A 284-nucleotide genomic window follows, 5' to 3' on the forward strand; every position below is an offset into this window, starting at 1 on the left:
CAAGGCCAAGATGATGGGCGCGATGGCCAGCGAGCCCGGCCTGATGATGTTCACCGACAACACCACGCTGTCGTCGCTGCTCTCGCCGGACGATGCGGCGGCGCTGAACAAGGGGCTCGACGCCCGCGGCATTCCGCCGGCGAGCGTCGCAAAGATGAAGCCGTGGATTCTGTCGGCGATGATGGCATTGCCGGCTTGCGAGGTGGCGCGCCAGAGCGCCGGCGAACCCGTGCTGGACGTCAAGCTCGCGTCGGATGCCAAGGTTTTAGGCAAGGACGTCGAGG

1 protein-coding gene is annotated in these 284 nt (G+C 66.2%); it reads left to right on the forward strand.

The genetic code is table 11. The features are described 5' to 3' along the window. Positions 1-284: TraB/GumN family protein (locus EN852_RS40095; RefSeq protein ID WP_189546676.1), on the forward strand; the 284-nt coding region annotated here is incomplete at both ends.

Source organism: Mesorhizobium sp. M2E.F.Ca.ET.209.01.1.1, from assembly GCF_004010375.2.
GTDB lineage: Bacteria > Pseudomonadota > Alphaproteobacteria > Rhizobiales > Rhizobiaceae > Mesorhizobium.